We start from the raw sequence: 24,759 nt of genomic DNA, 5'->3' as shown, positions 1-24,759 counted from the left end.
TTAAAAAATAAACCCACAGATTGTATATACTAAAAATGCAACTACCCAAGCCACTAGCATTTGAAATGCTACAGTATGAAGAGTATCTTTCCAAGATCCCATTTCTTTTTTCATAGCTCCAACAGCTGCAAAGCAAGGCATACAAAGTAAGTTAAATGTCATATATGAAAATGCTGCCGCCTTAGTAAATGCTGTTGCCACACCTGGAATTGCTGCACTTCCTTCCATAGCCGCCTCTGTGATTGCATCACTTGCACCAAATAATACTCCAAAAGTAGAAACTATATTTTCTTTAGCTATCCATCCTGTTACTACTCCTACTGATGCTTTCCAGTTACCAAATCCAAGTGGTGCAAATATCCACTGAATACTTCTACCTATTGATGCTAATATGCTATCTTCCATTTCACACATACCGCTAAGGTTAAAGTTTGATAATAACCAAATCAATATTGTAGATGCTAATATAACTGTTCCTGCTTTTATTGCAAATCCTTTAACTTTTTCGAAACCATGTATAAATACACTTCTTAAAGTTGGCACTCTATATTGAGGAAGTTCCATTATAAAGTTTGATGCTTCACCTTTTACTACAAATTTACTTAGTATAAGTGCTGATATTACTGCTACAACTAGACCTAACATGTAAATAGAATAGATAATTAAAGTTTGATTGCTATTTGCAAATAATGTTGCTGCAAACATTAGATAAATTGGTAGTTTAGCTCCGCAAGACATAAATGGAGTAATCATCATTGTTATTTTTCTATCTTTTTCATTTTCTAAAGTTCTACTAGCCATAAGAGCTGGTACTGAACACCCAAATCCCATAAGTAGTGGTATAAATGATTTTCCACTTAAACCAAATCTTCTAAAGATCTTATCCATGACAAAGGCAACCCTTGCCATATATCCACTGTCTTCTAAAATTGACATTAGTAAGAATAATACAAGGATTTGTGGTAAGAATGATACAACCCCCCCAAGACCTGCTAAAATACCGTCCCCCACTAAAGATAGTGCCCATTCACTAGCACCCATATTTTGTAATGACGTAAGTATTGTTTCAGTTAATGGTCCATCCCAAAAATCAACAACTATAGTTTGAAGCCATACACCTATACCTAAAGGTCCTTCACCAAAGGTTATAGAGAATAATCCATACATTATTGCTAAAAATGCAGGTATAGCTATTAACCTATTTGTTAGTATTTTATCTATTTTATCAGATGTAGTTTCTATTCTTTTACCATCTAATTTTTCTTTCTTTTTAACAGTTTTTCCTACTACACTAGAAATGAATTTGTATCTTTGATCTGCAATTTCGCCTTCTGCATCTCCATTTAATTTTTCATTAGCTCTACTTAAAATAGATTGAATTTCTTCTTTTTTATATTGTGGAAGTTTTTCACTTTCTATGGAATCTTCTTCTAATAATTTTATGCTTCTCCATCTAGAGTTTATCAAACGACTATCATTATCATCAATATGACGTAAAATTTCTTCTAAAAATTCCTCAACATCTTTAGAGTAAATTTTCAAATCTTTATTTTTTTCATTTGATGTTTTTTTAACTTCTTCCATTAACAAATCTATATTTTTGCCATTTCTCGCCACTATAGGTACAACCTTAACGCCTAAAAGTTTTGATATTTTATCGATATCTATTTGAGTACCACTATTTTCAACTTCATCCATCATGTTTAGGGCTACAATAGTTGGAATTTCTGTTTCTAGTATTTGAAGTGTTAAGTACATATTTCTTTCTATATTTGTAGCATCTATTATATTTATAAGTACATCTGGTTTTTCTTCTACTATATAATTTCTTGCCACTATTTCTTCTGCTGAATAGGGTGAAAGAGAGTAAATTCCTGGCAAATCCACTATATTCATAGCTTTATTTTTTTTATATTTTCCCTCTTTTTTTTCTACAGTAACTCCTGGCCAGTTCCCAACATGTTGTTTCGAACCAGTAATTTCATTAAAAAGAGTTGTTTTTCCACAGTTTGGATTTCCTGCTAATGCAATATTTAAACTCTTTGTTTTACAACAGTTTGGATCTTTTGCTAATGCAATATTTGAACTCATTTTATTCCCCTTCTTTACTATAATTGATTTACTATTATTTGATTTGCTTCGTCTTTTCTTAGACTTAATTCATATCCTCTTAAATTTACCTCTATAGGATCACCTAGTGGAGCTACTTTTACTATTTGTATTTCCACTCCTGGTGTAATTCCCATATCCATCAGCCTTCTTCTTGAAGGCCCTTTTTCTCCTAAACTAGTTACTTTTCCTTTTTGTCCAGGACTTAAATCTCTTAATGTTTTCATTAATCTTTCCTCCTGCTATTCTACTACTATTTTATTTGCCATTGCTTTATTTATAGCTATTTTTGTACTTTTAATTAATAATATAATTCCACTTGGATTGTCTGATATTACCTCAATTTTTTCACCTGGAAGAAATCCAAGACTCTGCAAATGTGTTTTTACTGAATCTTTGCCTCTTAATTCTTTTATTTTTTTAATTTCTCCTAAAGAAACCATAGACAATAACATATAACCATCCCCTTAAATTTATTCAAATGATATTCACTATTTATTGATAATTAATTTCATATACTATAATAATAACTTTCAATATTTCCCATGTCAACAGTTTTGTGAAAATAATTATCATTATTAAAAAATACCTGTAATAGCATTTATGTTTTTCTTATGTATTTTATATAATGTTCTTGGTTTTTTTAAAATTATATTTACATGATGAACATTCTCCATTACATTCATCTACTTTATCAAGACATTCTAAAAAAGATACTTTACTGTTGTTGTAATGTCTTATCACAGGTATATTTTTTTTCTTAGCTTGAGTTTCCACTACAGTTTTTAATTTATGAGATACCGTCGAAGTAAACATTACAACTGCATTTGGACTTCCAAAATCCTTAAGAGCTTTTGATGACATATTTAGTATTACTTTTGTTTTGTATCCTTTTTCTTTTCCTAAATTAATATAATCTCTCTTCATTCTTTCATTTCCACCTACTACCAATAAAGTCATTTATCTTCCATCCTCCCTAGATAATTGATAATGATTATCATTAATATTTATAATAAGAATACCATTTCATTTCCAATCTGTCAAGAAATACAGGTTATTTTTACAGATTTTACATAAAAAATACATTTATAGATTAACTATTTTATAAGAATAATAAAACTATATAACTTTTAAGGAATGATTTTAAATGATAGATAAATTATTAATAAAATATGCTTCACCAACTTTAGCCGGAGTAAAAATAGGTAGCTTATTTAAGGTTTACAAAGACAATAAATTTAATATAAATACTCAAATTATAAATTATAATCGGCTTTTAAATTCTTTAGACGTATACTTAGAGATTATTTATACTTGCGAAAAATATGATTTAATTTACATTTATAGATCAAAACTGCTTCTCAATGCTTTAAAAGATAAAAGCGTTACAGATTTTTTAAGTACTTATGGATATAAAGATATTAATATGGATAGCTACATTTACCACTTAAAATACAGATTTGAACTTTTTCATAAAACACCTCATGAAGTTGGCGTTTTTTTAGGCTATCCTTTAAATGATGTAAAAGATTTTATTAAATATAAAGGAAATAATTTTAAAATTTGTGGTTGTTGGAAAGTTTATAATGATGTTGAATTTTGTAGCAATAAATTTAAAATTTTTAAAAAATATACTCAACTATTTACTTATCTTTATGAGAATAATTATTCATTAGAAATGTTAATTCATAGTTAAAATAATCTAAATATAAGTTATTGACAAAAAACGTACTTAGCTAAAGGTACAATATCCAGGATAGTCAGGCGACTAAAAAGGGCTGATTACGTAAAAAGCTAAGAAAAACCATGTAATTATATTTTGGCTAGGTTTAATATATGATACAATTGTTAACTATGAGTAAAATAGCCAAATCAGGTGCTGATACGATGAGTGCTATGGGACTAACGTTACACGGAATTACTGAATTTCTAGCAATTGTCCTTATGTTGTTCCATGCTGTTTGGGCAACATGGGTATTACATAAAAACGATGAAAATAAAAAAGAAACATTCCATAAGTTTAGTATTGTAGTTTGGCTTATATGGTCAATCACTTACTTTATAGAAATGATCTTAGAAATAAAAATACCAACTATATCATCTTATATAGTTGGTATTTTTATTATATAGTAGTTTTTATTTTAGTCATTTAATAAAATATTTAAAAACTTTTCTTTACTATTTAAAAATGATTTTGTTATTTGAAAATGATCCGTTTCCTCTACATTTACTTCTCTAATTTTGTTATCTTTAATTTCATATATTGTAGAGTCAGGATAAGCCATAAGTATGGGTGAATGAGTACTTATAATAAATTGACAATTTTCTTTTACTAATTCATTTATCCTAGTAAGCATTGACATTTGTCTACATGGAGACAGAGCTGCTTCTGGCTCATCAAGAATATAGATACCATTTTTTGAAAATCTATTTAACATTACAGAGAAAAATGATTCTCCATGAGATTGATCATGAAGGGATTTGCCTCCATATGAATCAATCACCTTAGCACCTAGGCCACTAACACTATCTAGCTCATCTATATTTGTAGCCAAATTATACATCGACTCTGCTCTCAAGAAGAATCCATCTTTTGGGATTTTTATTCCTTTTACTAAGGTAATATATTCGTAAAGTATGGAGTGACTATTTTTTGTATAAAAATTAAAGTTTTTGGTACCACCTTCTGGATTAAACCCATATGCTACAGCTATAGCTTCCAATAAAGTTGATTTTCCACTACCGTTTTCTCCTACAATAAAAGTAACTTTTGGATTCATTTTTAATCTTTCTAAATGCTTTATTATAGGCAATGAGAAAGGATATTCATTAATATTTTCCATCTTTTCTTTATTAATTATCACTTCTCTTATAAAAGTATTATAATTTATTTCTTCCATTTCACATTTACCTTTCAATATATTAGAATCCTATTAATTCACTACTACTAACATATCCATTTTTAAGAGCATCTTCTCTAAGATAAGCATATAATTCCGCATTTGTACTTTGTACATAAGGATTAACATAAAAGATACCAAGTATACCTATAGTAATACCTGATAATATCTCCCATCCTAAGAAAGATAAATCCAATACAAAAGTATTCCACTTATTACCCTTCATCATTCTTTTACTTATTTCAAAAGCTCTTTGTCTGCTTATATCTGGATTTTCGCATAATATATATGGTATCATTCTATATTCATAGGCTTTTATTATTCCTGGAATTACAAATAACAATGACCATAAAAACTGGAATAAACCTTTCATAAACATTGTAAATATAGTATTTTTAAGTTGACCACTTTTATAAATAAAAATTAAGCTATCTAATGTTTTTTCTTCTTCTCTGATTCCCATAAAGAAATTATTTTTACCTATTTCTATTGGATAAACAATTAGTAGTTTAATAATAAATAGTACGATAAAAATAATTATAAATATTCCTATAAATAATAAAAAGAATCCACTAGCAAAGAATTCCTCTACTACATTAAAAGAATCTGATGCTTCTTGATCTAAATCTTCATCATAATAATATTTTTCATCGCCATAATAATCATCATCTGTATAATTATAATCATTATGCATAAATGAATCGTAAGTATCGCTTACTCGGCTGCCAGCTCCGCTTCCTAAACCTCCACTTAATAATAAACATATAAAGCATACTAGCACTGCTTTCCAATAAAATCTTTTAAAAGTAATTTTTCCTCGTTCTTTCAATTCACTTCTAATCCACATAATATTCCCTCCCTTTATCATAAATATATTATATGATAGTTTTTAATTGCATAATATTACAATATTGTATTATTTAAAATTCATAGATTTGCTCTTTAATAATTTTCAAATAAAAATGGTGGATTAAAATAATCCACCATTTCTTTTTATATAAATTAATTAAATTTTAAATTTATATTAGTCAGCTAATCTTTTGTAGCTATCTAATCTATCTTTAGCAGATTCTTCAGCCATTGTGAATAATTGTTCTGCTTCATCTGGGAATTGTTTAGCTATAGCAGAATATCTTACTTGTTTCATTAAGAAATCTCTGAAGCTTTCTGTTGGCTCTTTAGAGTCAAGTGAGAATGGATTCTTACCTTCAGCTCTAAGAGTTGGGTTATGTCTGTATAAATGCCAGTATCCAGCTTTAACAGCTTGTTCTTCGTTAGCTACACTTCTTCCCATACCTTCTTTTAATCCATGAGATATACATGGAGCATAGCATATGATTAGAGATGGTCCATCATAAGCTTCAGCTTCTACAACTGCTTTTACAAATTGGTTGTAATCAGCGCCTATAGCAACTTGAGCAACGTATACATTACCATAACTCATAGCCATCATACCAAGGTCTTTCTTTCTAGATCTCTTACCAGCAGCAGCGAATTTAGCCATAGCAGCAACTGGAGTAGATTTTGAAGATTGACCACCAGTGTTAGAGTAAATTTCTGTATCAAATACAAGAACATTTACATTTTCTCCTGATGCAAGAACATGATCAAGTCCACCATATCCTATATCATAAGCCCAACCATCTCCACCAAGTATCCATTGAGATCTCTTAGCCAAGTAATCTTGTCTTGATTTAACAGATTCAATTAATGCTTTAGTTTCTTCATCTTTTGGTTCAGCTTTATTTATTAATTCAACAACAGCTTTACTTGCTTTAACAGAAGCTTCACTGTTATCTTTAGTTTCTAACCAGTTATTGAATACTACTGCACCTTCTTCACAACAAGGATTTGCAGCAAGTTTTTGTATATCTTCAACTAATTTACCTCTTATTTGTTCAACAGCTAAATGTTGTCCTAATCCATACTCAGCATTATCTTCGAATAATGAGTTTGCCCAAGATGGACCTTTACCTTCGTGGTTGCAAGTATATGGAGTTGATGGAGCAGATCCTCCCCAAATAGAAGAACATCCCGTAGCATTAGCTATCATCATTCTATCTCCAAATAATTGAGTTACAAGTTTGATGTATGCAGTTTCTCCACATCCTGCACAAGCTCCTGAGAATTCCATTAATGGTTGTCTAAATTGAGAACCTTTAACAGAGTTTACGTTCATTACATCACCTTTTGGAGCAACTTTGTCAGTATCAACTGCATAAGCCCAGTTTTCAGCTTCTACTTCTTGAGTATCGAAAGGTTCCATAACTAAAGCTTTTTCTTTAGCTGGACATACGTCAGCACAGTTTCCACATCCTGTACAGTCCATTGGAGATACTTGTATTCTATATTGTAATCCTTCAAGTCCTTTACCTATAGCTTTTTTAGTTTTGAATGCCTCTGGAGCATTAGCTAATTCTTCTTCTGTTACAAGAACTGGTCTTATACAAGCATGAGGACATATGAATGAACATCTATTACATTGTATACAGTTTTCTGTAATCCATTCTGGAACATTTACAGCTATACCACGTTTTTCATAAGCTGCAGTACCACATGGGAATGTACCATCTTCATATCCTAAGAATGTACTTACTGGTAAATCATTACCTTTTTGTCCACTCATTGGTCTTAATATATCTTTTATGAATGCTGGTTCTTCACAAGTTGCTGCTGCTTCATCGTCAGTAGCATTTGCCCAAGAAGCTGGAACTTCTACTTTAACTAATGAGTTTATACCTGCATCAACAGCTTGGTAGTTCATGTTAACTATTTTTTCACCTTTTTTACCATAAGCCTTTACTATAGAATCCTTTAGATATTTAACAGCATCATCAACTGGTATTATATCAGCTAATTTGAAGAATGCAGATTGACATATCATGTTTATTCTATTTCCAAGACCTATTTCTTGACCTATTTTAACAGCATTTATTGTATAGAATTCTATTTCATTTTCTGCTATATATTTTTTCATTTCTGCAGGAAGATGAGCTTCTAATCCTTCTTGATCCCATATAGTGTTAAGTACGAATGTACCACCTTTTTTTAGTCCTTGTAATAAATCATATTTGTAAACATATGATTGGTTATGACAAGCTATATAATCAGATTCATCTAAAAGATATGTAGATCTGATTGGAGTATCACCAAATCTTAAGTGAGACATTGTTATACCACCAGATTTTTTAGAATCGTAGTCAAAGTATGCTTGAGCATATTTGTCAGTGTGGTCACCTATTATTTTTATTGCTTGTTTATTAGCACCAACAGTACCATCTGATCCTAATCCCCAGAATTTACATCTAACTGTTCCTGGAGCTTTTATTTTAATTGGTGTAGCTTTTGGTAAAGATGTATTTGTTACATCATCTACTATACCTATAGTAAATCCATTTCTAGGTTCTTCTATGTTTAAGTTTTCAAATACTGCATGTAAATCAGTTGGAGTTGTATCTTTTGATCCAAGTCCGTATCTTCCACCTACTACTAATGGAGATATATCAGATTTAGCAAGTACATTTACTACGTCTAAGTATAATGGTTCACCTGGAGCACCTGGCTCTTTAGTTCTATCAAGAACACATACTCTTTCAACAGTCTTAGGCATTGCTGCTAAGAAATGTTCAGTTGAGAATGGTCTGAATAAGTGAACTTTTATCATACCAAGTTTTTCACCTTTAGCATTTAAGTAGTCTATTGTTTCTTCTAAAGCTTCTGTAACAGAACCCATAGCAACAACTACATGTTTAGCATCTTCTGCTCCATAGTAATCAAATAAGCTATGTTTTCTTCCTGTTATTTCGCTCATTCTTGCCATATTTTTTTCAACTATTCCTACTATATCATTATAGTATTTATTAGAAACTTCTCTTGTTTGGAAGTATATATCAGGGTTTTGAGCTGTACCTCTAGTAACTGGATGGTTTGGAGATAAAGCCTTATCTCTAAATGCTTGAACAGCATCTTTGTCTAATAATTGCTCATAATCTTCATTTTCCATTAATTCAACTTTTTGAATTTCATGTGAAGTTCTGAATCCATCAAAGAAATGTATAAATGGTAATGATCCTTCTACTGCAGACATATGTGCAACTGGAGCTATATCAGCAACTTCTTGAACTGAACCAGAAGCAAGCATAACAACACCTGTTTGTCTTGCAGCCATAACGTCTTGATGGTCTCCAAATATTGATAATGCTTGAGCAGCTAGTGCACGAGCAGTAACATGGAATACACCTGGTAATAATTCTCCAGCGCATTTATACATATTTGGTACCATTAATAATAAACCTTGAGAAGCTGTAAATGTTGAAGTTAATGCTCCACCTTGTAATGAACCGTGGAATGCTCCTGCAGCTCCTGCTTCAGATTGCATTTCAACAACTTTTACTTTTTGTCCAAAGACGTTTTTTCTTCCTTGAGATGACCATTCATCAACTAATTCAGCCATAGTTGATGATGGTGTTATTGGATATATAGCAGCAACTTCTGTAAATGCATAAGCAACATGAGCAGCAGCTGTATTTCCATCAACTGTTTTCATAAATTTAGCCATTTTATGTTTCCTCCTTATTTTTACCCTAAATACTATACAATTTATATTTGCATGTTTATAAAACTATTAATTGTGTCATTACTATAAGCGTTAGTCTGTTTTACAAAACACTCTTTACATTTATTAACAATATTCTGCATAATAATTTAAAGTCCTTCATAATTCTGACAATTTTCAAAATTCGAACAAAAAAATAATTTTTAATACAAAATTATTATTTTAAAGTCACACTTAATACATTACCCATAAAATAATAAGTCAAATCACATTAGTTTCTATTGGTTAAAATTTCCTCATAACATATTTTTAGCTTTAATTATTGTCATATATTTTTAAATGTCTGCTAATTAGATAAATTCTAGCTAATAGTTTTAATACCCTATAATATCTGTTTTTTCACCAGTAGCTATAGATATAGAAGCACTAGCTCCTATTCTAGATGCACCAGCATCTATAACTTTTATAGCATCTTCTGTAGTTCTTACACCACCAGATGCTTTAACTCCAACATTTGGTCCAACTACATCTCTCATTAATTTTATATCTTCAGGAGTTGATCCGCCAGTTCCAAATCCAGTTGATGTTTTAACATAATCTGCTCCAGCTTTAACTGATAACTCACATGCTATTTTCTTTTCTTCATCAGTTAAATAGCAAGTTTCTATTATTACTTTTACTAATGCTTCTTTGTTAGCTGCATCTACGACTGCTTTTATATCTTTATAAACAAGGTCATAGTTTTTGTCTTTTAATGCACCTATATTTATAACCATATCTACTTCATGAGCACCTTTTGATATAGAATCTTTTGTTTCAAAAGCTTTTACTTCACTAGTGTTTGCACCTAAAGGGAAACCTATTACTGTACAAACTTTTACTTTGCTTCCTTCTAGTTCTTGTTTGGCAAGCTCTATATGTGTTGGGTTTATACAAACTGAAAAGAATCCATGTTCTTTAGCTTCTTTGCAAACTTTTATAACATCTTCTTTGCTTGAAAAAGCTTTAAGTACTGTGTGATCAATCATATTAGCAATATTTTGTTTCATTATTATATAACTCCTTTATATTATGTAATATTTCCTGTATACGTCATAAATATGTATTACTACATTTACAATGTATTTTGCTGTTAATAAATATACTTTCATTATTATGTTAGCACATATAATTCTTTTTTTAAAGAAGAGTTTCCTTTATTTTCACAATTATATTTACATATAATTATTTTTTTTCTTAAAAAAAGAAAGTATGTTTTTAACAATAAATGAAAAAAAAGTGTTTTTGAATAAAATAAAATTATTTGTTAAATTATTTAACCAATATTTTTATTTCACTGATTAAATATAAAAATAGCCAATTTTATTTTAAAAATTATTTATTTTACTTAGTTTAAACATTTTTATATGTAAATATTTTATAAAAATAAAATTTTATTTTTATTTCACAAAAAAAGATATGTATAAAAATACATATCTTTTTAATATTTGATAATTATTTAACTAATTCTACTAATTCTCCGTTTTTAACTCCTGCAGCATTTCCTTCTTCTAAGTCAACATGCATTTCTAATGCGAAAGCAGCATTAGCTCTAACTAATACATTGTTGAATAAAAGTGCTCTTTCTCCTTCAGTTTGAACTGAAACTATATCTTTATCTTTAACTCCGAATTTTTCAGCATCTTCTAAGCTCATATGTATATGTCTAGAAGCTACAATAACTCCTCTTCCTAATTCAACTTCACCTTTTGGTCCTACTAATTTACATCCTGGAGTTCCTTCAACATCTCCTGATTGTCTAACTGGAACAGCTAAACCTAGTCCTCTAGCATCTGCTAAAGATACTTCTACTTGAGATTCTGGTCTTGTTGGTCCTAAAACTCTCATTTTAGTTGATCCTTTAGGTCCTACTACTTCTACCATTTCTTCACATGCGTATTGTCCTGGTTGAGATAAATCCTTTTTATGAGTTAATTCATATCCTGCTCCGAATAAAGTTTCAACATCAGCTTGGCTTAAATGTATATGTTTATTTGATAATGCTATTGGTAATTTCATGAAATATAACCTCCCAAAAATTTTCTTGTATATAATTATTTCTAATTACTATCTGCAATTCAATTATACATAAATTTCTATGTAAAATCAAACCATAATGATTATTTTGATAATTTTTTCAGTAAATTAAAGTAACCTGGAAAAGAAATATCAATACATTTGTCACTATCTAAAATTACTTCATTATTACTAATTAAATTTGCAATGGAAAATGACATAGCTATTCTGTGGTCGTTAAACGTTTGTATTTTGCCACCTTGTAAAGGAGTTTTACCTTTTATTATCATTCCATCTTCTAGCTCAATAGCTTTAGCTCCTATTAAGTTTAGATTGTTCACTACAGATTTTATTCTATTACTTTCTTTCACCTTTAATTCTGATGCATCTTCTATAATAGTATCTCCTTCTGCTCTAGTTGCTAAAAGTGCAATTATTGGAATTTCATCAATTAACTTCGGAATTAAATCTTTATTTATAGTAGTTCCTATTAAATTCGGACTATATTTTACTAAAATATTTCCAACTTTTTCACCACAAACTTCTTTTTCATCGATTATTTCAATATTTCCATTCATTTTTTTTATCACTTCTATAATTCCAACTCTTGTATGGTTTAAACCTACATTTTTTATTAATACTTCTGAGTTTTCACTTATTAAAGCTCCTACCATTATAAATGCAGCTGAGGAAATATCTCCTGGTACATAAATATCTTTATTAAATAATTCATCCACTGGATTTACCTTTATGTCTAAACCATTTACTTCTATATCTGCTCCAAAAGATTTAAGCATTATTTCTGTGTGATTTCTACTTCTCACTTTTTCACGAATAAAGCTTGTATTATTTCCATATAAACTTGCTAAAATTAACGATGATTTTACTTGAGCAGATGATACAGGCATATGATAATTTATATTAGTTAAATTTCCGCCTTCTATAGTTATAGGTGTTAAATTTGCATCATCTTTTCCCCTTATAATAGCTCCCATTTCTCTTAGAGGATCTGTTACTCTTTTCATGGGCCTTTTTCCTATGGACTCATCTCCAACAATTGTACTCTTAAAATTTTGACCTGCAAGAATACCCATAATAAGTCTTATTGTTGTACCTGAATTACCCACATCTAAAAGTAAATTATCTTCCAGTGATTTCAATCCTCTTAGTCCTTTTCCAATTACATATACTTCATTATTATTTATTTCAATATCCACACCCATTTTTCTAAAGCAGTTTACTGTAGACAAACAATCTTCTCCCATAAGAAAATTGCTTATTTTATTTTTACCTTTTGAAATGGAAGAAAGCATAATTGCTCTGTGTGATATGGATTTATCTCCAATTAACTCAAAACTTCCCTTAAGCATTGTTGCACTCCTTTATAATTTTTAAAATAAATTCTTCTTCTATATTATCAAATACTTCAACTTTTCCTTGGCCTACTGGAAGAACAAGATTTATTTTAAAGAAACTATTTTTCTTATCATTTTTCATTATATTAAGCACTTCATCAACATTTTCATATTCAAAAGTAGTTGGTAAATTAAATTTTTCACATACATTCATAAATTTATTGTAATATTCTTTATTTATTAAACTTTTTTCAAGAGACAATTTAAATGCCATATTCATTCCAATAGAAACAGCTTTGCCATGGCTTATATGGCATAATTTTTCTATTCCATGTCCAAAAGTATGGCCAAGATTTAGTATTTTTCTAAGACTTCCTTCTTTTTCATCCTTATCCACCACATTTCCTTTAACCTGAGCACAAATTTTTACCATTTTTAATAAGGTTGTAGTTTTTCTATCTAAAATATCCTCGTGATTTTCTAATAAGAAATTTAAAAAGTCCATCTTTTCTTTACAAGCATTATTTTCTATAAAAGCATATTTTATTACTTCACCCATGCCACTTAAATATTCTTCTTCTGGCAAAGTTTTTAATGCTTCCACATTTATATATGTAATCTTTGGTTGATGAAAAGCTCCTATTATGTTTTTACTATTACCTAAATTTATTCCCGTCTTTCCTCCTATGGAAGAATCTACTTGAGAGAGTAAGCTAGTTGGTACTTGTACCACATCTATTCCTCTCATATATGTGGCTGCCACAAAACCTGCTAAATCTCCAACTACTCCTCCTCCTAAAGCTATTACTAAAGATTTTCTACTTAAATTTACTTTTGTACAGTAGTTCATTATTCTTTCGTAATCTTCTATGGATTTTGAGTCTTCACCAGGGTTTATTATATATTCATAAACATATTTCCCTTTTAAATGTTTCATCATTTTCTGTAGCTGGGTATTGTATGTATTGTAATCACACATTACAAAATAAGCATCATAAATTTTATTTAGTTCTTCCAATGAATCTACATTACAGGCTTCACATAGACTTTTTTGGAAATTCCTATATCCCTCATCAATGTATATTTTACAAGTATTATTGATTATTTTTTCCATCCTCTATCACCTAACCTTTTTATATAAGAATTATAATTGGTTTTTAGATCTTCTAAAGAGTCTCCCCCTATTTTATCTAAGAAAAATTTACAAATTACAAAAGCCACAACATTTTCACATACTATGGAACAAGCAGGCACTGCACATGAATCCGAGCGCTCAACACTGGCTTTGTATTTTGTCAATGTATTTATATTTATAGTATCTAGGGGTTTGTATAAAGTTGGTATAGGTTTCATTGCACATCTTATGATTATTTCATCCCCTGTTGTCATTCCACCTTCGATTCCACCCAAATTATTACTCTTTCTTTTTATGCCTTCTTCTTTATTATAAAATATTTCATCCATAACTTGAGAACCAGTAAGGGTAGCTGATTCAAATCCCAGCCCTATTTCAACGCCTTTTATTGCTTGTGTCCCCATCAAATGCATGGCTAAATGCGCATCTATTTTTTTATCAAAATGAGTGTATGAACCAAGACCCGGTATTAAATTTTTCACTCTAACTTCTATTATTCCACCTAAAGTATCTCCTTCTTTTTTACACTCATCTATTTTATTTTTTATTTTTTCTTCTAAATCTTTATTTACACATCTTATTTCACTATTATCCACATTATTTTTAATATAGCTAAAGTCATAAACTTTATCATCTTTTATTTGTCCAATTTGTACCACATGAGATACAAATTCTATATTAAAATTTTTAAGAACTTGTTTGCAAATTGCTCCTATTGCAACTCTTGATGCAGTTTCTCTTGCTGAAGACCTTTCTAATACATTTCTAGCATCATGAAAATCATATTTTAAACAACCTACTAAATCAGCATGTCCTGGCCTTACATTTTCCACTATTTTTTCTTTTTCATCTATTTCTTCCATGGGAGACATAGATTTTTCCCAGTTTTGAAAATCTTTATTTTTTATTTCAAAGGAAATAGGAGATCCCAAAGTTTTCTTTCCTCTTACTCCTCCTACTATATTAATTTTATCCTTTTCTATTTTCATTCTTCCGCCACGGCCATATCCACCTTGGCGTTTTCTTAATTCTTTATTTATTTCTTCTATATTAAGTTCTATATTTGATGGTATGCCATCTATAATAGTTATTAAACTTTGTCCGTGAGATTCTCCACTTGTTAAATATCTAAGCATATAGTTCTCCTTTTTTCTTTTTTACTTATTTTATTAGTTTATCAAAATAAATCAAAAAAAGACATATTAGTTTACATAAAATAGGATTGCTATTAGTCATACTTTTATGCTCCCTCTTTTCTATTCTTATTTTTTTTACAAATAAAAATAGTTATTACAACAAGATTAAATCAAATCTTGCTGCAATAACTATATATAATGATTTTACTAATATAAATTTACTTTTATTATAACAAATAATTAAACTAAGTTAACAGCCTCATCATCGTTAATATTTAAACAAGTTTCCGGTTCGTCTTCTATTTTAGCTATTTTAATTTTACATGCAATTAATACTAATGATACTATTGGGTTTATAATGTTTAATAATGCATATGGAGCATATACAAATGCTGATACTCCTAGTGTTCCTGCTATATAAGCACCACATGTATTCCATGGTACTAATGGAGAACTTAGAGTTCCACTATCTTCCAAAGCCCTTGATAGCATTTTAGGGTGTATACCTCTTTTTTTATATTCTTTACTATACATTCTTCCAGGTATAACAAGAGATAAGTATTGTTCACCTGCAATTACATTTGTAAAAACACAAGTTACCATTGTGCATAATACTGTTCCAAATATACCTTTCGCAAATCTTAATAAAGATGAAGCAATTACTTCAAGCATGCCTGTTTTTTCTAATATACCACCAAGAGATAAAGCACATATTGTCATAGATACTGTAGACATCATATTCATAAGTCCGCCTTTAGATAGTAACTCATCTACTAATGCTACTCCCGTTTGTGACACATATCCATTTTGAGCCGCATCTAATATGACACCCATTGATTGCCCTTGTAGAAATACTGCAAATAATATACCTGTTACAGCACCTACTATTAATCCTGGTATTGCTGGAACTTTAAATATAACAAGGCCAATTACTATTACTGGTGCTAATAATAATACTGGTGATAATGTGTTAAACGCAGAAGCTAATGTAGATCTAATCAACTCAATTTGGCTTACATCTAAAGCTTGCCCTGAGTATTTCATACCCATTATCCCATATATAATCAAACAAATTATTAGTGATGGTATAGTCGAGTAAAGCATATATTTGATATGTGTAAATAAGTCTGTACCTGCCATTGCAGGGGCTAAATTTGTTGTCTCAGATAATGGTGATAATTTATCTCCAAAATATGCACCAGATATTATAGAACCTACAACCAGTCCAATAGGAATACCTAGACTTTGGCCTATACCTAAAAGGGCCACACCAACTGTCCCCATCGTACTCCAGGATGAACCAGTAGCAAGAGATACAACACAACACACTAAAACTGCTGCTACTAAAAATATGTTTGGCGATAAAATTTTTAGGCCCCAATAAATCATACATGGAACCACTCCACTAACTATCCAAGTACCTATTAGTATACCTATTATCATAATAATCAATATTGCTTGCATAGCCATTTTAATGCTATCAAACATGCTTGTTTCAAGGTCTTTCCACTTAAATCCCAGCCTATAAACTGCTACTATTCCGGCTACTGCTGTAGCTCCTACTAATGGAACATGAGGTGATGCTCCATACATAAATATTCCCACACCTAAAAATAACATCAAAGCTGTAATTGGTATCATTGCCTCTAATAGAGTTGCTTTCCTTCCAATTTGTTCATTCATGAAATATTTTCCTCCTATTTTTAAATAACCTAACCTATATGCTTAATGTTTTTAATCCAACCTACTCAATATTCACTTATACACTTATTTGGATATAGTTTTATCAATTATTATTTTTATTTTTTTAACACAATAAAGCTAATATACAATCTAAAATTTATTTTTTAGTAAATTATTTATTGTTTTGTACACCAATATTGGTGCAACTTTAAAACTATACTCTTTTTCTATACGTTCAGTAAATTTATGAGCATCTTTACCAAAACTCCCTATATCTAATACAGGTAAATCAAGTTTTTGCATATCTTCTAATGGTAAATAATATTTACTTCCAAATCCCGGCATATTATTTTTCAATTCACTTATTATTTTAGAATCTTGTGGTGCTGACCCATAACTTAAATCACTAATATAAGGGAAGAATTTTTTATACACAATTTTATATTTTGTTTTTGTATCATCAACTGCTTTTTCAACGGCGTCTAATAAATTTTTTTCTTTTTCATTTTTTCCTTCTACATATATATGAGGGTAATATGGTGGTGTAAAGTACACAATTACTACAGGATCTTTGTCAGACCATAAACTATGAAGTTCCTCAACCATTTTCAAAGAAAAATTCCTTTGATCTATGGAACTGTCATTTAGCATTTTCTGTTCAAATATTTCCATATGTTTTTTTGCTTTTTCTCCCATTTCTTCTATTACTTGGTCATAAAGCTCTGTATAAGTAAGTACCCTTGATTTAAAAGGCAATTCCTTATATTCTCTTTTACTCATATGTGTAAATCTTTTATATTGATTATTTAAGTTATCTATAGCATTTTGAAAAGCCTCATCTGCTGCATTTTTCATTTTTAGGAGTACTTCGTCTGGTGTGCTACAATGAGTTGAATAATTGAAAAATAACGTAGCTGTTTTAGCTGTTTGTGCTGAGTACTCAGGTTTTAAATCTCTTTGTTTTAAGGATATAGGTGGAAGAGATACTTCTCCTTCTACTTTATCACAAAAATCAACATTCAAATTTATCTTTTTAAGTATTTCTGATGATATACTATTAGGATCTATTCCCTTAAAAGCTTCTCCTACATGTGTTTCTTTTCCTACTATATAAAAAGATGGCATTAATTTTCCTACTGTACCTATGTACACATATTTATTTTCATCACCTTCATATTCTGATGTCATATAGTCAGTGTCTAAAAGAGCTAAATATTCTAAACCTTCTTCTTCTTTTATTTTTACTAGTTCTGGTATACAAGAAAGCATTCCTCCTGAATTTCCTTCTTCATCACATACTGCACAGAATATTAAGTTCCCCTCAAATTCTTCAAGATTTTCTGATATTTTTTCCATAATTGTCATTATTATAGCATCACCTGTTTTCATGTCAAATAGCCCTCTACCAAATAAATATTCCCCTGAATCCAAATCTTTCTTTACTTCTTCAGAAATATTTACTTGTTTGAATAATTCAGTTAACTCATAAGGCTTATTGGCATATTCTTTTAAATTTCCATAATCCGATATCCCCACTGTATCCGTATGACCAATCATTATAACAGTTTTCTTACTATTTCCTTTTTTCCCTCTTAATATTGCCATTACTGATTTTCTATTCCATGGATCATTGGGTACTTCTACAAATTTCAAATCATTAGGATTTTCTTTATAGTAATCCATTTGGTTAAATATTTCATGTACTTTATTTGAAGAATCTATTTCCCCTCTCGTTTCAACAACACTTAATTGCTCCGTTAGAGATATCGCAATCTCTTCTATTCTTTTCCATATTTATCCTCCCAATATAATTCAATGTTATTATTTATTACCTATTAACTCTTCATTATTAAAGAAACTATCCGATTCTTCTTTCACTTCTTTTCTAAGAAGTAAAACACCAATCATATTTGTAGCTATTACTCCAGCTAATGTGAAATCTAATAGTACTATAATCTTACTTAAATCCATAGTTGCTCCAACTATTATAAATAATAAATAAATTACTCTCATTACTTTAGAAAACTTACTTCCAAATAAATATTCTGCTTGTTTTTCACCATAAAAAATTATAACTATTATAGTAGAAAATACAAACATAAGCATACAAAGAGTTATCATTCCTCCGCCAAAAGCATTGCCAAATACAGTTTGTATAGCTGCTGATGGCATCGCAGCTGCTTCACTAGCTCCAAATTTATGCCATACATCAGTAGTTAATACTAGTAAAGCAGATACACTACATATCATTAGAGTAGAAACTATTACTTCAAATATTCCCCATAGACCTTGTCTTGCTGGATGATCTGTTATTGCGGCACTATGTGCTATAGTAGAAGTACCCATCCCAGCTTCGTTTGAATATGCTCCTCTTGCAGCTCCTGCTTTTATAGTTTGAACTACTGCGGCTCCTGCAAATCCACCAAAGCCTGCTTGAGCTGTAAATGCTCCTCCAAATATTAGTGCAAATGCCTTAGGTAATTGATCAACATTTATTAGTATAACTACCAAGACTATTATCATATATATAGTTGCCATTATAGGAACCAGCTTTTCAGATATTTTTCCTATCCTTTTTATTCCACCGTATACAATAAATCCTACAAAGACTATTAAAAAGACTCCCGAAACAATAGGTGTTATATTTATAGTTGATGCACTTTGAACAAATGATGCCGTTTGTGTCGCTATAGAAGGAGCTATTTCTATCATTAAGAAAAATGCAAATAAAGTACCTAACCATGGCAATTTAGCTCCATCTCTTATATAGTACATAGGCCCACCTACATATTCTCCATCTTCATTTTTAATTCTATATTTTATTCCTAGTATTATTTCGGAATATTTAAGAGAACAGCCAAACAACGCAATTAACCACATCCAAAATACGGCTCCAGGTCCACCTGTTGCGATGGCTATAGGCACGCCAACAATATTAGAAGCTCCTATAGTTGAAGCTAGAGCTGATGTAGCTGCTTGGAATGGACTTATTGTTCCATCACCACTAGATTTACTCAGTATTTTTCCAAATGTTTGTTTTAATATAAAAGGGAACTTGGTAAACTGAAAAAATCTTAATGTAATCGTCATTATAATTCCCCCACCTACTAAAACTATTAAAACTGGATACGTCCATAACCAATTTGTTATACTTTCCAATAGGTTAAACATATAATCACTCCTAATAAATTATTTTCTCTACATATTCACTTGTACTAGTTGACATTAGACCACCGTATGTTAATAAAAACTCAACTTTATCCCCTACTTTATAGTCATTTTCTGATTTACTTATATCCAATATCATGTGATCTGAACTTGCTCCTAGTATTTCTATAGAAGCGTCTATTGGCATTAAAGAATCTGTATCTATATCTTGCTTACCAATTGCTACAATTGCTCTTTTTAAAATTCCTTTATCTTCGTAAACTGGCTTATTTCCAAAAGCATCAATACCCACTTCTCCTATGGGTACTGATGGCTTTTCTTTGCACTCAACTACTTGACATACGAGTTTGAACGCGTCTTGATATGTTCCTCTTATGATTTTCCCATATGCTGTTTCTCTTCCAAGAACTATGGATTCTCCTATTCTAAGATTGGTTACACCTTTAGGCATGTTGTCATTCATCATTAAATCTAGTGAACTTGAATTCCCTCCTGACACTATTTCCAACTTTAAGTTAAACTCTTTTTCAATTTTTCTTGCTATTTGAACTAATCTTCCTGTATTTGTTGTAGATGGTATAATTGCACCATAACATGTTAGATTTGTTGCTATACCAACTATTTTAATATTTTTAAATTTCTGAATATTCTTCAGATCATTAAATAAATCTTCCTCATAAAAATATCCTTCTCTTAGGTCTCCCAAGTCAAACATTAAAACTATTTTATGAATTACATTTTTTCTTTCACATATTTGGTTTAATGCTTCTATAGTTTTTAATTCTGAGTTAAAACTTATATCACTGTATTTTACAACTTCTTCTAACTCACTTATCATTGGTATTCTAATAAGTATTTTAGGCAAATCTATATTTTTTAATTTTTTTAAATTACTTATTCTAGAATCTGCAATATAATCTATGCCCTCTTCAACTAACTTCTCTACTACTTGCTCTCTTGCACAAAAGGATTTAGTTACAAAAGCTAAGCTTATATTATTTTCATGGCACATGTTAGAAATAACTTTGACATTTTGTTTTAATTTATTTATATCTATCTCTAATTTAGGGTACATAATTTTTTCTCCTCAAAATTTAAACTTTTTAGCATAAGTTTTAAAGATGCCTCTTCATATTTTTTTGATAAAACACCAATAGATGCCATAATGTAATCATTATCTATTAATATTTTTGTATTTTCTTTTGGCAGAAGGAATTCTTTATTTTTATTGTACCTAGTTACATATTCTAAAATTTCAACTCTATTTGGCAGTCTAGTAAGTGCTCCTCCTGTTCCAATTATATACTTAACACCTGTTAAATCCTTGCCTTCTGCTATTTTGCTTTTTCCATTAGTGCCATAAATATTTCTTATTCTCCCTACATGTCTTATAACAGCTTTCATAACTGCTTCTTTTGTCAATCTTTCAACAAATAATATTTCTTCTTTTGATTTTGGTATTGGAGGATAATTCTCCATTATTGAACCTATATCTATCTTTAGTTCTTCTTGTAAACTTTCTTTGCCTATAACTTCTACTATATTTCTCATATTTACATATACACCCAGGTCACCTTCTACACTTCGTTTTGAAACTGGCTCTGGGTTTACTAGTATTTTGTTAATGAATTCACTTCCTTCAGTAGCAGAGTGAACATCTGTAGTTGCTCCACCTACATCTAAAGTCAACAAGTCTCCAATATTTCTATAAAGAAGTTTAGATGCCTCCATTACTGCCCCAGGAGTTGGTGTTATATTCTCATTCACCATATCCTTTATATATTTCATCCCTGGAGCCTTAGTTATATGTTCTTCAAATACATCTTGAATAATTTTTCTTGTTGGTTCTATATTTAGTAAATCAATTTTTGGGTATACATTTTCCGCTATATAAAGCTTGTAATTACTTTCTTCAAATATTAACTTAATTTCTTCATGGTTTTCCACATTACCCGCATATATTACTGGTACTCCTAGATTTAAAGACGCTACCATTTCTGCATTATATATGGCAGTATCTCTTTCTCCATAGTCCACTCCACCAGCTATCAAAATTATATTTGGCTTTATTTCTTTTATTTTTTTCAAATCAGTTCTTTTTATTTTTCCTGCCGTAACTTGCTTAATAACTGCCCCTGCCCCTAGAGCTGCTTCTTTTGCTGCTTTTGCCGTCATGTCATAAACTAATCCATGAACAGTCATTTTAAGTCCACCGGCAGCACTCGACGTTGCAAACATATCTTTGTATTTAATTTCACCTGTATTTAAATTTCTAGCTAAATCTTTAATTGCACCTGATAAACCGTTTCTTACATCTCCACCTTCGAAAACTGTGGTAGGTGCTTGACCCTGACCTATAAATTCAGGGTCTTCACCATTAATTTTATTGAAGGCGTTTACAACTGTTGTTGTACTTCCTATTTCTGCAACTAGAACATCTATTTCTAATATGCTATTAGGCATTTTGATCCATTTCTCTTCTCTTTTCTACTAAGAAAGTAGCTACATTAATTCCTTTGCTGTTTCTTCCAAAACCTGCATCTACTCCTTGTTCAACGGCCATTTCAGGTGTTACTTGTGTTCCTCCACAAACAATCATTACTTTATTTCTTATACCTTTTTCAATACAATACTCATGTAACTTCTTCATGTTTTTGTAATGTATATCATCATGACTTATTATTGTAGATGCTAATATAGCATCAGCATTTAATTCTATTGCTGCATCTACTAATTTTTCTACTGGAACTGAAGTTCCAAGATAATGACACTCTATACCATATTTTTCTATACCACCGTGTTTTATATCTATTATTTCTCTTAGCCCAACTGAATGCTCATCTTCTCCCACTGTTGCTGCAACAATTTTCATAGGTTTAGCATCTATATCTGCTCTGATTTCTTCATCATTTAATACTTTTGGTTCTTCTGGTATAACTAGATCATTTATATCTATATCAAAAGGAACCCTACCTTTCATTTCAATTCTAGTACCTTCAGATTCATGCATAACCTCTTTACTTATAACTTCAATATCTTCCAGATTCATCTTTTTGCCAAATTCTAAAGCTGCAAATTCAGCTGTTCTTTTGTCTGTTGGAAGCATCATTGTTATCATAACTATACCGTCTGCACACCATTCCATCTCAGGCTTTATTTTTGTTCCAAGTCTATATCCTTCTGATTCTTTTAATCTTGTTTCAACATTATCAAAATCATCAAGTTCATCTATATATACTATTTTTTCAGGATTTTCAAAAGTAGAACCTCCTATTAATGAAGCTGGATTATCTATAGCATTTTCGTCATATTGAGCTACATTATTATATCCAAAATGAGCAGTTACAGGTGCAAAATAATCTTCGTCTCTTTCATAAACAGTGCCTTCTCCAACTCCTCCTTTTATTTTTCTTGATATTCCATCTCCATTTCTTTCTGGATAATTTCCTGAATCAACAAAGAATCCTTGCTCAACTGCTTCAAAATATCCACCAGCTTCAATTATTTCTTCCATATAAAGTACAGCTCTTTCTTTAATTTCTCTAGACTTATCTCTTAATTCTCCTACATTTTTAAGCTCTATCATATCCATAAGTCCATCCATACCAATTAAAGCTTGTTTAGCTGTATCACATGCTTCTATATTATAAATATGCCATGGGACATTTCTACCTTCGTCAGGAGTTATAGTTGATTGCACATCTGCTCTAGTTAATACAGATGTTAATAAGTTTAACACATGAGTAACTGTTGCTTCTCTAGTAGATGAGTCCATATATTTAGTATTCATTTGAGCTCTCATTTTGTAGTCACTGAAAAATTCTCTAAGTGCAACAGCATATGGTAGGTCAATTCTTAAACAAGGTGCAGGAGGAGCTGTTGGCGGAACTGTTGATAAACATATATTAGATTTGTCTATTCCTATTTTTTCAGAGAAAATAGAGTTTAAGGCATGTTGTACCATAAGTTCTGGCATTACCTTCCAAGCTTCTCTAGCAGTTGCATTGGCATTATGAGCTCCATCTATTTGAGCCATATTAGCAAATGACATAATTTGTTTAGCTTCGCAGGCATCAACAAAGGATCTTATCATATTTATATTTCTATACAAAACGTTATATTGTGGATCTTGGTGTGCCCCATTTATACCTTCTTCAGCAAACATTACAGCTACTTCTGGCCCTGCAATACCACTTACATATGAATGATAATTAATTGGTCTTCCTACTTCTTCTTCTATAAAATCTAAAGCTTTTCTTTGTGCTCTAACTTGCTTTCTTGTTATTGGAACGCCACCAATCCCTTGAGGTGTACCTTCTATAAGTCCATCAAAGTGTGATTGTCCAGCAGTTCTTATAACCATTAGGTGATCTGCACCATGGTGAGCTGCCATTCTCATTCTTCTTATATCATCTTCAAATCTTCCTGATGCAATTTCAGTGGTTATAACAGGTACGGGCTGAGGATCTATATTATTAAAATATTTAGCTGATGGTAATGCAACACCATCTGTTAGAGGTTTTGTAGCTTGCTTGTATTCAAATGGACCCATTTCAAGATTTTCTACATGTTCTCTCCATGTCCATCCTCTTCTTTTAGGTCTATATTTATCTAGATCTTTAAGAATATAATCTATATCTAATTTTTTATTTTCTTTTAGCAT

20 protein-coding genes are annotated in these 24,759 nt (G+C 30.4%); 2 read left to right on the top strand and 18 right to left on the bottom strand.

Going from position 1 to position 24,759, the window contains the following annotated elements; all coding sequences use genetic code 11:
* The 4 genes from feoB to K0040_RS00625 form a co-directional block, all read right to left on the bottom strand.
* Complete coding sequence (feoB, locus tag K0040_RS00640) at positions 1–2,091, bottom strand: ferrous iron transport protein B (protein WP_228107050.1); 2,091 nt, start codon at positions 2,089–2,091, stop codon at positions 1–3.
* A gap of 17 nt (positions 2,092–2,108) precedes the next feature.
* Positions 2,109–2,336: a FeoA family protein gene (locus K0040_RS00635; protein WP_074918651.1), complete on the bottom strand. Its 228-nt coding sequence runs from the start codon at positions 2,334–2,336 to the stop codon at positions 2,109–2,111.
* A 15-nt stretch (positions 2,337–2,351) separates the two neighbouring features.
* Entirely contained in the window at positions 2,352–2,564 is a 213-nt protein-coding gene (locus tag K0040_RS00630; protein ID WP_074918653.1) for a FeoA family protein, read from the bottom strand.
* A gap of 166 nt (positions 2,565–2,730) precedes the next feature.
* Positions 2,731–3,069: a DUF2325 domain-containing protein gene (locus tag K0040_RS00625; protein WP_074918655.1), complete on the bottom strand. Its 339-nt coding sequence runs from the start codon at positions 3,067–3,069 to the stop codon at positions 2,731–2,733.
* Positions 3,070–3,256: 187 nt separating this feature from the next.
* On the opposite strand from K0040_RS00625, the gene K0040_RS00620 reads away from it, so the two are divergent.
* Positions 3,257–3,805: a DUF3793 family protein gene (locus tag K0040_RS00620; protein WP_228107049.1), complete on the top strand. Its 549-nt coding sequence runs from the start codon at positions 3,257–3,259 to the stop codon at positions 3,803–3,805.
* A 158-nt stretch (positions 3,806–3,963) separates the two neighbouring features.
* Positions 3,964–4,239: an HsmA family protein gene (locus K0040_RS00615; protein WP_331476242.1), complete on the top strand. Its 276-nt coding sequence runs from the start codon at positions 3,964–3,966 to the stop codon at positions 4,237–4,239.
* Between the two features lie 11 nt (positions 4,240–4,250).
* Here K0040_RS00615 and K0040_RS00610 read toward each other — a convergent pair whose 3' ends face one another.
* From K0040_RS00610 to oraE, 14 genes are all read right to left on the bottom strand, one after another.
* Entirely contained in the window at positions 4,251–5,009 is a 759-nt protein-coding gene (locus K0040_RS00610) for an AAA family ATPase (RefSeq protein WP_228107048.1), read from the bottom strand.
* 22 nt (positions 5,010–5,031) lie between these two features.
* Positions 5,032–5,856 carry a DUF975 family protein gene (locus K0040_RS00605; RefSeq protein ID WP_228107047.1) on the bottom strand — a complete coding sequence of 275 codons (825 nt, stop codon included), beginning with the start codon at positions 5,854–5,856 and terminating at the stop codon, positions 5,032–5,034.
* Positions 5,857–6,033: 177 nt separating this feature from the next.
* Positions 6,034–9,567, bottom strand: coding sequence for a pyruvate:ferredoxin (flavodoxin) oxidoreductase (gene nifJ / locus K0040_RS00600; protein ID WP_228107046.1), 3,534 nt, complete (start codon positions 9,565–9,567; stop codon positions 6,034–6,036).
* Between the two features lie 371 nt (positions 9,568–9,938).
* Entirely contained in the window at positions 9,939–10,613 is a 675-nt protein-coding gene (deoC, locus tag K0040_RS00595) for a deoxyribose-phosphate aldolase (protein ID WP_265588768.1), read from the bottom strand.
* Between the two features lie 445 nt (positions 10,614–11,058).
* Positions 11,059–11,622 (bottom strand): phosphate propanoyltransferase, encoded by a 564-nt coding sequence (locus tag K0040_RS00590; RefSeq protein WP_228107045.1) that lies wholly within the window; start codon positions 11,620–11,622, stop codon positions 11,059–11,061.
* A 101-nt stretch (positions 11,623–11,723) separates the two neighbouring features.
* On the bottom strand, positions 11,724–12,989 hold the full coding sequence (gene aroA / locus K0040_RS00585; protein WP_228107044.1) for a 3-phosphoshikimate 1-carboxyvinyltransferase: 1,266 nt from the start codon (positions 12,987–12,989) through the stop codon (positions 11,724–11,726).
* On the bottom strand, positions 12,982–14,088 hold the full coding sequence (gene aroB, locus K0040_RS00580; protein WP_228107043.1) for a 3-dehydroquinate synthase: 1,107 nt from the start codon (positions 14,086–14,088) through the stop codon (positions 12,982–12,984). The genes aroA and aroB overlap by 8 nt, the downstream gene beginning before the upstream one ends.
* A complete protein-coding gene (gene aroC / locus K0040_RS00575; RefSeq protein WP_228107042.1) occupies positions 14,076–15,245 on the bottom strand; it encodes a chorismate synthase in 1,170 nt (389 codons plus the stop codon). The genes aroB and aroC overlap by 13 nt, the downstream gene beginning before the upstream one ends.
* Before the next feature lie 240 nt (positions 15,246–15,485).
* Entirely contained in the window at positions 15,486–16,928 is a 1,443-nt protein-coding gene (nhaC, locus tag K0040_RS00570; protein WP_228107041.1) for a Na+/H+ antiporter NhaC, read from the bottom strand.
* A gap of 150 nt (positions 16,929–17,078) precedes the next feature.
* On the bottom strand, positions 17,079–18,611 hold the full coding sequence (locus tag K0040_RS00565; protein ID WP_228107040.1) for a M20/M25/M40 family metallo-hydrolase: 1,533 nt from the start codon (positions 18,609–18,611) through the stop codon (positions 17,079–17,081).
* A 138-nt stretch (positions 18,612–18,749) separates the two neighbouring features.
* Positions 18,750–20,099 carry an alanine/glycine:cation symporter family protein gene (locus K0040_RS00560; RefSeq protein ID WP_228107039.1) on the bottom strand — a complete coding sequence of 450 codons (1,350 nt, stop codon included), beginning with the start codon at positions 20,097–20,099 and terminating at the stop codon, positions 18,750–18,752.
* A 10-nt stretch (positions 20,100–20,109) separates the two neighbouring features.
* Positions 20,110–21,171 carry an ornithine racemase Orr gene (gene orr / locus K0040_RS00555; protein ID WP_228107038.1) on the bottom strand — a complete coding sequence of 354 codons (1,062 nt, stop codon included), beginning with the start codon at positions 21,169–21,171 and terminating at the stop codon, positions 20,110–20,112.
* Entirely contained in the window at positions 21,156–22,559 is a 1,404-nt protein-coding gene (locus tag K0040_RS00550; RefSeq protein ID WP_228107037.1) for a GlmL-related ornithine degradation protein, read from the bottom strand. Before K0040_RS00550 ends, orr begins: the two co-directional genes overlap by 16 nt.
* The gene (gene oraE, locus K0040_RS00545; RefSeq protein WP_228107036.1) at positions 22,552–24,759 is read right to left on the bottom strand and encodes a D-ornithine 4,5-aminomutase subunit OraE; all 2,208 of its coding nucleotides are present in this window, start codon (positions 24,757–24,759) and stop codon (positions 22,552–22,554) included. The genes K0040_RS00550 and oraE overlap by 8 nt, the downstream gene beginning before the upstream one ends.

It is taken from the genome of Terrisporobacter petrolearius (genome assembly GCF_020748185.1).
Taxonomy (GTDB): Bacteria; Bacillota; Clostridia; order Peptostreptococcales; family Peptostreptococcaceae; genus Terrisporobacter; species Terrisporobacter petrolearius.
The sequence above is the reverse complement of the archived record's forward strand: the minus strand, read 5'-3'. Positions and strand labels throughout refer to the sequence as shown.